Raw genomic sequence first — 9,146 nt, forward strand, 5'->3', positions numbered from 1 at the left:
TAATGAAACCAGCACTAAAATATGGGTTACTCATTACAACATTAAGCCTTAATATTATAACGTCAATAAGTTATGCCAAAAATGTTTCAGTACAACAATTTTGGCAACTACAGCAGCAACAACCTAATGTCATTATTGATGTTCGAACCAGTGCTGAGTTTGCCGCAGGACATTTAAATTCAGCCATCAATATCCCTTACCAACAGATTGCAACTATAGTGACTCGTTATCAAGACAAGACTCAACCCATTTTACTTTACTGTAAATCAGGTCGACGGGCTGAGATAGCAGCAACGACACTAGAAAAACTCGGTTACACTGCAATCTACAACGGTCTTAGCTATCAAAAACTTAAAACATCACAACCAATATCCACACCATAAAGTGATGAGACAAAAAAAAGCCCGGTTATTAATCTAACCGGGCTTTGTCAATTATTAGCACTCAATACATTGAATACCAATATTGTGATTAATTAAATTCAAATTGGTAAAGTAAATCCACCGCCTGATCAAGACCAGAAACCGCTTCAACATACAAATTACGCATTAATTGATAACGTAAAGTAAACTCATCTACTTGGTTGAAAATACCAACCCCATATTTCACCTGTAAGCCAGGAGCAATATAGCCACTGATCGTCACTTGTGAATCATCACCAGCACCAGAGGTGGATAAACTCAGATCTTTAACGCCAACAGCTTCACCAACATCACCCACTAGCTGGCCGCTTTGTGCTAGACCCATTCCAATCAATGCCGTTGTCATTGCACCATTACTATCACCTGAACCTTCAGAATCAAGATTCTTACCAGTTAGGATATATGACAATGCATTTTGTTGCGGCATCGCAGGATCAGAGAATATATTGACTTCAGGTTTATCCGCAGGACCAGTAACTCGTACTCCGGCAATAACATCATCTTCTACATTATCAGGATCTCGAATCGCTTCGATAGAGAGATAAGGTTGTTCCGCTGGGCCATTAAATAAAATTTGGCCTTTACGGATCAATAATTCTTGCCCTAATGCGCGGTAGTACGATCCTTTAGCAATATTTACTTCACCATAAATCATTGGTCCCTTACCTGCTTGGCGAATATTTAAATCACCTAACAGACCAGCTTTTAAACCAAAGGCTGACAATTTAACGTCATCACCAATATGAACAAAAATATTGGTTGTAATATCAAATGGAACCGCAGATTTTTCTTTCACCGGCTGTAAGTTATCTTTTAAGATCACTTGATCTTTCGATACTTTCACTGCTGATTTAGGTAATTGATTAACGGTAATCCGTCCCCATGGAATACCAATTTTACCAGTGATCTCTGCGGCAGTTGGTGATGCTTCAATGGTTAAATCAGGAGAGACCTTTAACGAAACCATCGGCGGCACACTAACTTTCAACTCTTTACCATTGATATTAAGCTTAGTTTTCCAAGCGGCCATATCCTGCCAGTCACCAGTACCACGTAGTAAAAGCTGACCATCAGGCGTATAAATATTACCGATTAAGTTGGCGTTATAACCATTAAATGCCAGTTTAATATCCGCATTTTTAATATCTAACGGTACCTTACGCCCTGTTGCTTCAAGCTTAGTCACTTGTAATAAACCATTAACCGCAGGATGTAGAATAGGTCCAGTCACTGTCAGATTAGTATCAACTTGACCATCAAACTTATGATAATCCTTAATTATTGGCTCAAGAAAACCTAACGTAAAATGATCAAGCTTAACATTAGCATTAATCTGTTTATCACCTTGCAGGTTAGTGATCTTTGCCTGGCCACTTAAATCACCGTTATTTTTAATCGCAACTAGCCAATTAGCATTTAACGCATTATCTTGCATCTCAGCATTAATTGTTACTTTATCCCAGCCTAATTTCAGTGAGTGTTCATCGCTACTCATTTGCTGACTTAACCCACCGGCAGGCATGGTGATGTTAGCTTTTAGATATGGTGCTGTTTTAGGAGACCATTTCGCATCAACATTCGCCCCTAACTCACCATTAACTTTTAGCTCTGGTGGTAGGAAGGGTTTAAGCAAATTAAAGTTAAATTTACGAACCGCTAATTGCGCTTGACCAGAAGCCCCTGCGGTAAGATCTTGCGTTAAACAAATCCCCGCTTTCCCTTGTTGCCAGCAATGCGCTCCAACCGTTGCCATTGCTGTTTTAAGGTCATAACGAATCAAAGTCGGATGGTTCAATACCCAATTACCAACAGGCGTACTAATATCACCTTTAGCTAGCGTACCCCGCCAACCAGTTTGCTTATTAAAAGATCCATCAATCAATAAATTGGCACCAACAGGATCACCTTTAGCATTAACCGTTAAACGATGTTTCTGCTCCGTGCCGTTAAATAAGACCTTAAGATCATCTAATGTGGTCGTGCCATATTTACCTTTTGCAGCAGTTAAACTGATATCCGCTTTCATATCAGGCAACGGCGTCACATTACCTTTAAGATCAAACGATGCTAAGCTTGCTAATTGTTGCCAACCTAAATCATTACCTTGTAAATCAAGCTTAATATCTGGTGTTGCCATGCTACCTGATAACTTCACATCACCATTAACTGCACCATGTAAACCTTTTAATGATTTTGATAAATCTGGTGCATCAATCTTAGCAATCATGTCCCAAGTTTTATTCAACTGACCTTTCACCATCATGCCGTTAGGGCCATGTTTTAACGTCAGCCCTGGGGTATTTACCTGAAGTAAATCTCCTTTGCCGTTAATATCTGACGCATCTAACTGTCCAACAAGCGTTAATGCTTGTTTCATGATAGTGCCATCAACTGATAGTTGCGGCAGTTTTACAAACCAACCACCTTGCTTCGTTAATCCACCAGACGTTACAAATTTACCACTAACATTGCCTTTAGCCGCAGGCCACTGTAAACCAGGTTGAATATTCGCAAAGGCTAATTCTCCATCCCAAGTAACTAATTTTTTCCAATTCGCTTGCGCATTACCACTGATTACACCGCCTAAGGTATTTATCTTTAAAGAAGAAAGATCGACCTGATTCAAGTCACCTTTACCATTAAGTGCTAATTTCACCGCAGGCATAGGTGTACCGTCGATGCTGCTTTTAGCCTTAAAAGTAAATCCTTTTAAACTACCTTTGGCGTCAATGACTGTATTATCAACGGTAAACTCAGCTGGTTTATCAATTGGCCACTGCAAGTGTTTACTCGATACTGCAACATCAAATGGGAAGTCTGCCTTAAGAGGCGATAACTGACCTTTAATAACAGCATCTAACTTACCTTTTAGTTGAGCATCGATAAGCAACTTTTGTAATGAACCATGAGCTTTTAATGTCAGTCGATGCCCATTAACTGGCTTCATTGCGATTTTAGCATCGGCATCTAATGTTAATGGATAATCCCCTGCTAACATCACTTGTGCTTTAGCGTTTAAATTAGCTTGCGGTGCATTAATTTGTAGTTTTTCAACATTAATCTCACTACCTTTTCCAGATGCAATCAGCTCAAGCAAAGATACCTTTTGTGGCGTTTTACCTTCCAATTCAAAGTTTTTAACTGTAAAGCGTTCAATATCAAATGACATTGGCAATACAACATCAGGTAATGTAATCGCTGTAGCGTTTGACTTAGCTTTAACATCTGTTGGAGAGGTGTTTTTTGATTTAACAGTGTCCTTAGCAGGAGCAAGCGCTAACTTAATATTCTGCCAGTCGGTTGGTTTTAATGTTACATGACTACCAATAACAGTCGCTGCCGTTGCAAAATGTTGCCAACTCACTTTATTCGCTAATATATCAAGATCAATATTATCTAAAGTGACTTTATCGACTTTGATCGGAATCGGAAGACTAATTTCTGTTACTGGTTTTGATGGTTGCTGAGGTTCCGTTGCTGACGGTAATTTAGGCATTGAAAACTTAACCCCTTTTACGCCTAAATCTGAAATACAAATCTCAGGAGTCAGTAAACAACGCTCATCCAAGGTTAAATTTAATTGCTTAACAGCTAAATCCATACTGCTATCTTGATAGCGTACATCATCAATTTGGAAACCGCTTAACAACGATCCATTAGTTGTACCAATAGATAGTGCAGGTAAAGCCTTTTGCGCTCCCCAACTGGCAACTTTTAAGCCAGCAGGAGTGTATAAAATCACCGCAACGGCAATCACAACAAATAATAAAAGGGCTAAGATAGCCAGAGAAATACGCTTCACCCAGATCATAATTCAGGTCCTAGAGTAAAGTGAAGTTCAAACTTATTCTTGGCTGGCTTATCAAGCCCCCAAGCAAAGTCAATACGAACCGGGCCAACAGGTGATGCCCAACGCACACCAAAGCCCGTGCCTCGCATCCAATCTGGTTTATTATCATTCCATGTCGAACCATAATCATAAAATAGTGCGCCCCACCAATTACCGTATAGGCGATATTGGTACTCAATACTAGAAGTCGCCATATATTGGCCACCCACCATTCTTCCGGCATCATTACGAGGCGAAATAGACTCATAACCGTAGCCTCTAATACTATTATCACCACCAATAAAGTAACGTAATGATGGTGGAATATCACGAATGCTATCAGCTAATACAGCACCACCTGCAATACGGAAAATACCACGTTGATTTTCACTTAAGGTACGAATCCAAGCAGATTTTGCCTGCAAACGAACTAAGCTTGTATTTGAGCCTAATGATTTATCCGCAAATTCAACTGAGAAATTATATTTGCTACCCGAGGTTGGAAATACTCCGCCTGTGAATTCACTTTTACTATAAGAAAGTCCTGGTAAAAATAAGTTAAAGGTACCCTCTTCATCACCAGCTTGCTTGTATTTTTCATTAAGCCAATGTAATGATACTGTACGATCCCAACCTGAGCTTAGCTTCCAATGACGCTCAACACCTAACCCTAGTTGGGTACTAATAGTATCGTGATTATCAACATAGCGAATGCCACCAACAATTTGATAATAATTATTTAATACATCATCTAATGGAATTTTATAAGCGGCTTCAAGTTTAGGCTGCTCTTTCGATATTTCAGATTTAAGATAAAAACTGTGGCCATTACTGGTAATCCATGGCTTTTTCCAATTAAATTTCAAACGTGGGCCAGTATCAGTTGAAAAACCAATACCCGTTTCGATTTGATTTCTAACTTGAGGTGTTAAAGCGACCTCAATCGGAATTTTATCATCCTTGCGTTTAGTAACATCACCGCCAACATAAATAGATGAAAACCAACCCACATTAGATAAACGTTCATTATATAAACCTAATTTAGATGCTAAATAAGGCTCATTTTCAGTATAAGGAATCATCGAACGAAGACGGGCATCCTTGATTTGGCTGCCAGTAAAATGCGTGTCACCAAAAGTGTAACGACGTCCAGAATCAAAATCTATAGTGATGATCGCTTCATTACGAGTAGGAATCACGCCTAATTCGCTTTTCTTTAATTCGGCATCAAAATAACCTCGACGTATAGCTAAGCTTTGTAAGGAAGACTTTAATGCTTCATATTTTCCTTGATTGAGAGCCTTACCTATCCCTAAGCCACTATTTTTCAATAAAGAGATAAAAGCAGGATCATCTTTCGCATCTCCAGTAATAATAATATTACTCTGGCTGATATGCGTACGAGGGCCTGCATCAACAGTCACGGTAATTGCAATCTTTTTACCACTGCCCTTTACATGATAGTCATAACTCGGTTGATAATAGCCTAGCGCTTGTAAAGCTTGACTTATTTCAGACTTCACTTGCTCTTGAAAGCGTAACGTATCACTATAATCATTCTTAGAAATAGCTGATAAATACGCATCGACATTATCTTCGAGGCTACTTTTTAATCCCTTTACTTTAAGAGATGCCGCCATTGCCGGACTTGATAATACTAAGGCAAAAGATGCAATACCCAGCCACTGATAAACTTTATTCATTCGGATTATGCTTCTTGGAAAAATTAGATTCATTCACACGGTCTATTTTGGCAAGTGTGTATATCTATACCAACAATAACTACAAATATTTATTGATAATAAACCACTCAATTCAAATATCTATCACTAACAACACAATAACCATCACGTTGCACATTCAGATTAGAATGACTTTATCTGGCAAGCACCAGAGGGAGTTACATAGTGACCAAATAACTCTAGAACAATTATCCACACTTTTTAAATAATCTAACCTAGTGAGACACTAAATATTATCAACAAGCGTTGCAAAATGAAAATGGCGATCTCATTATAAACCTATAATTTATTCACCTCATTTTGATAACTATCTTTAAATAGTCATTAGCAATGATTGACATTGAGCTCTATTCTCTCAAAAAATAAACACTCATACCTATATTGATTTGCTATTAGTTAAGCAATTATAGTTGAAAGTATTTGAATTTCTTTATTCACTTCTGATAATACATTCAATGCTTTAAGATTAGCTGACTTAGGTGGAAGTAAACGGCCATATTCAAATTCAAACCCACCAATTCCAATAATAAAAAGTCGTCCTTTAAAGAAGTTTTTAACATGTTTCGCTACTTGAATAGGACGATAAACTTGAAAAATTCTCAACATATATCCTCACATCATAATCAATGAACGCAGTTATTTTTATTAACAACAAAAAGATGCAAACAATTTGCCACATAAACAAAAATGATTAACGACGATAAGATAAAATCATCACCATTCGGAATATAATTCACTACACTAATAACATCACAAATAAATAAGAATTTTTATGTATAAAGCACTATTAACAATACTTTTTATTGTTACAATTCCAACTTTAGCTCAAGCTAATGACATTGAAATAGGCGCAACTCTACCAGCAGTTACTGTAACGAATAAAGGTGAACTAGTACTGAACAATGACAGTATTAGCTATCAGTTCTGGCATAGCACCAAATTAGAAGGGAAAACACGTATAATAATGGCAATTGCAGGAAGAAGTTCTGCAAAAAAAATCAATGCTAAATTAGTTAATGCTATTAGCGCTGCGCGCTTTCCACAACAACAATATCAAACAACAACCATCATCAACCAAGATGATGCAATTTGGGGAACAGCTAGCTTTGTCAAAAGCGCTACTGAAGATAATAAAAAGAAATATCCGTGGTCATCTATTGTGCTAGATAGTAACGGCATCGTACAAAAAACATGGGATCTAAAAAAAGAAAACTCCGCAATAATTGTACTCAATAAAAATGCTCAGGTCGTATTCGTTCATGAAGGACAACTGAACCAGAGGCAAATAGAGCAAGTAATCGCCTTAGTGAAAAAAAACATATAAACCTTATTTATCACTTCAGAAATATTGATGATAGCCGTTATTAATAACGGCCTAATCGTGAATAGATATTTCATAATGACATCAATACAACAACCTTTAAAAAACACTTCAGTAAAACGACCATTAACTGACAGTAAAACTCGCACCCAATCTTTAGCGAAACATTTTGGCTATGATGGCTTAATTCATTCAAATAATGGCTTATCATTGACAGAAAGGTACTTCAATAGCCAACAGTTACAACATCAACGCGAACAGTATAATATCGAAAAAATATTCAAATTGACCTACGACGAGTGCAAGAATGAGACAACAACAGAACCAGATCCTGACTGGTTAGTGCGTTTCATTGAAATGGCAAAACATGTCTATAACCCATCTATGCAAAAATTATGGTCTAGGATTCTCAAAAAAGAGCTTATACGTCCAGGTACAACCTCTTTAAAAACACTGACTATTTTAATAACAATGACTCAAAAAGAGGCTCTATTATTTCAACGAGTTATAAGTGTATGTTGCCAAGTTGGTAAGAATAAAGATAAAAAAATAATTACAGGTATTAAAGTACCAGCAAACTTCATTCCTTTTAGAGCAAAAATAAGACATTACTCTATAGCATATGACCAATACAATCTCCCCTACTCCAGTATCGTTATTTTAATGGATTTAGGGCTAATACTAAAAACAGAATTCGAATCAAGTACAATTGATCATACCGCACAACTTCAAGTACATTTACAAGATACTCATTACACCTTACATTGCCATAATAAAAATACCTCTTTTACTTATTATCGTATATCACCAATTGGGCAAGAGCTTGCATCATTGATAGAATATAAAAACAATTCTGAATACCAAACTTATTTACTAGAGATATTCGCTAAATTATTTACAATCACAACAGAATAATATGACCTATATTAATTATTTAATTAACTCATATAAAAAATTATATATATCAAAGGATCTCGAGACACAACTTAACAATCAGGAATAAACAATATTACATCTGCCCCCCCCACAATTAAGTCACCCCAACATAAATAACCTTAATAATCTGATAGTTATTTATATAGACTACATGGCACAAGTTAATAATATGGCAACTATTACTGAATAAAATCAGCTCTTCAAAAAACGGGAAACAAATAATATTATATCTAAAAAACTTATTTAGCTGGCTATCCAAAACTAAAAATATCGAGTTCAAAATAGTCTAGCGTAGCGTTTATATCATTATTTAATCAAATAGATAAATTTGAAATCTATAATAAGAATGAATATAGATAGCACATACTTATATATATTAGAAAAGTAAAAAACACGAATATTACGCACTCTCAAATTATAGCCTTTAAAATAAGAGTCAATTAGCTTTAAAAAGTTATCTAGGCGACAAACATATATTGTTCGAAACTAAATACATTCAAGTAGCTTAGAGAATTAAAGAACAAAGTCATCTCATTAAATCTAATAGGAGAAATTATAAAGTATTTGGTAATAAATAATTTGAACTGATATATTATATCGCTAGTGAAAGTTTACTTATCTACAGACGAAAAAAAACCTGAATCGTTAGATTCAGGCCTCTTTAATAATGGCGGAGTGGACGGGACTCGAACCCGCGACCCCCGGCGTGACAGGCCGGTATTCTAACCAACTGAACTACCACTCCGCAGTGTCTATTCAGCATTTAAGCAATTTGAAGCCTGGCGATGTCCTACTCTCACATGGGGAGACCCCACACTACCATCGGCGCTATTACGTTTCACTACTGAGTTCGGCAAGGGATCAGGTGGGTCCATAACGCTATGGTCGCCAAGCAA

The 9,146-nt window shown here is 36.8% G+C and carries 6 protein-coding genes, 1 tRNA gene and 1 rRNA gene; 3 read left to right on the forward strand and 5 right to left on the reverse strand.

The genetic code is table 11. The features are described 5' to 3' along the window. Positions 1–2 precede the first annotated feature (2 nt). Positions 3–383 (forward strand): rhodanese-like domain-containing protein, encoded by a 381-nt coding sequence (locus tag C0W29_RS15260; RefSeq protein WP_045045357.1) that lies wholly within the window; start codon positions 3–5, stop codon positions 381–383. 88 nt (positions 384–471) lie between these two features. On the opposite strand, the gene tamB is transcribed toward C0W29_RS15260, so the two are convergent. The 3 genes from tamB to C0W29_RS15275 form a co-directional block, all read right to left on the reverse strand. Then, entirely contained in the window at positions 472–4,233 is a 3,762-nt protein-coding gene (tamB, locus tag C0W29_RS15265; RefSeq protein ID WP_045045358.1) for an autotransporter assembly complex protein TamB, read from the reverse strand. Beyond that, positions 4,230–5,954, reverse strand: a complete 1,725-nt coding sequence (gene tamA, locus C0W29_RS15270; RefSeq protein ID WP_045041761.1) for an autotransporter assembly complex protein TamA — start codon at positions 5,952–5,954, stop codon at positions 4,230–4,232. Before tamA ends, tamB begins: the two co-directional genes overlap by 4 nt. A gap of 435 nt (positions 5,955–6,389) precedes the next feature. After that, on the reverse strand, positions 6,390–6,599 hold the full coding sequence (locus C0W29_RS15275; RefSeq protein WP_036796206.1) for a DUF1107 domain-containing protein: 210 nt from the start codon (positions 6,597–6,599) through the stop codon (positions 6,390–6,392). A gap of 166 nt (positions 6,600–6,765) precedes the next feature. Here C0W29_RS15275 and C0W29_RS15280 point away from each other — a divergent pair, with 166 nt between their 5' ends. Next, positions 6,766–7,317: a YtfJ family protein gene (locus tag C0W29_RS15280; RefSeq protein ID WP_045045359.1), complete on the forward strand. Its 552-nt coding sequence runs from the start codon at positions 6,766–6,768 to the stop codon at positions 7,315–7,317. Between the two features lie 75 nt (positions 7,318–7,392). Beyond that, positions 7,393–8,229, forward strand: a complete 837-nt coding sequence (locus C0W29_RS15285) for a TIGR03899 family protein (RefSeq protein WP_045045361.1) — start codon at positions 7,393–7,395, stop codon at positions 8,227–8,229. Positions 8,230–8,918: 689 nt separating this feature from the next. Here the strand turns inward: C0W29_RS15285 and C0W29_RS15290 are convergent. Then, a tRNA-Asp gene (locus C0W29_RS15290) sits at positions 8,919–8,995 on the reverse strand. A 32-nt stretch (positions 8,996–9,027) separates the two neighbouring features. Further along, a 5S ribosomal RNA gene (gene rrf / locus C0W29_RS15295) occupies positions 9,028–9,143 on the reverse strand. Between the last annotated feature and the right edge of the window lie 3 nt (positions 9,144–9,146).

The sequence above is a fragment of the Photobacterium kishitanii genome (assembly GCF_003026355.1).
GTDB lineage: Bacteria > Pseudomonadota > Gammaproteobacteria > Enterobacterales > Vibrionaceae > Photobacterium > Photobacterium kishitanii.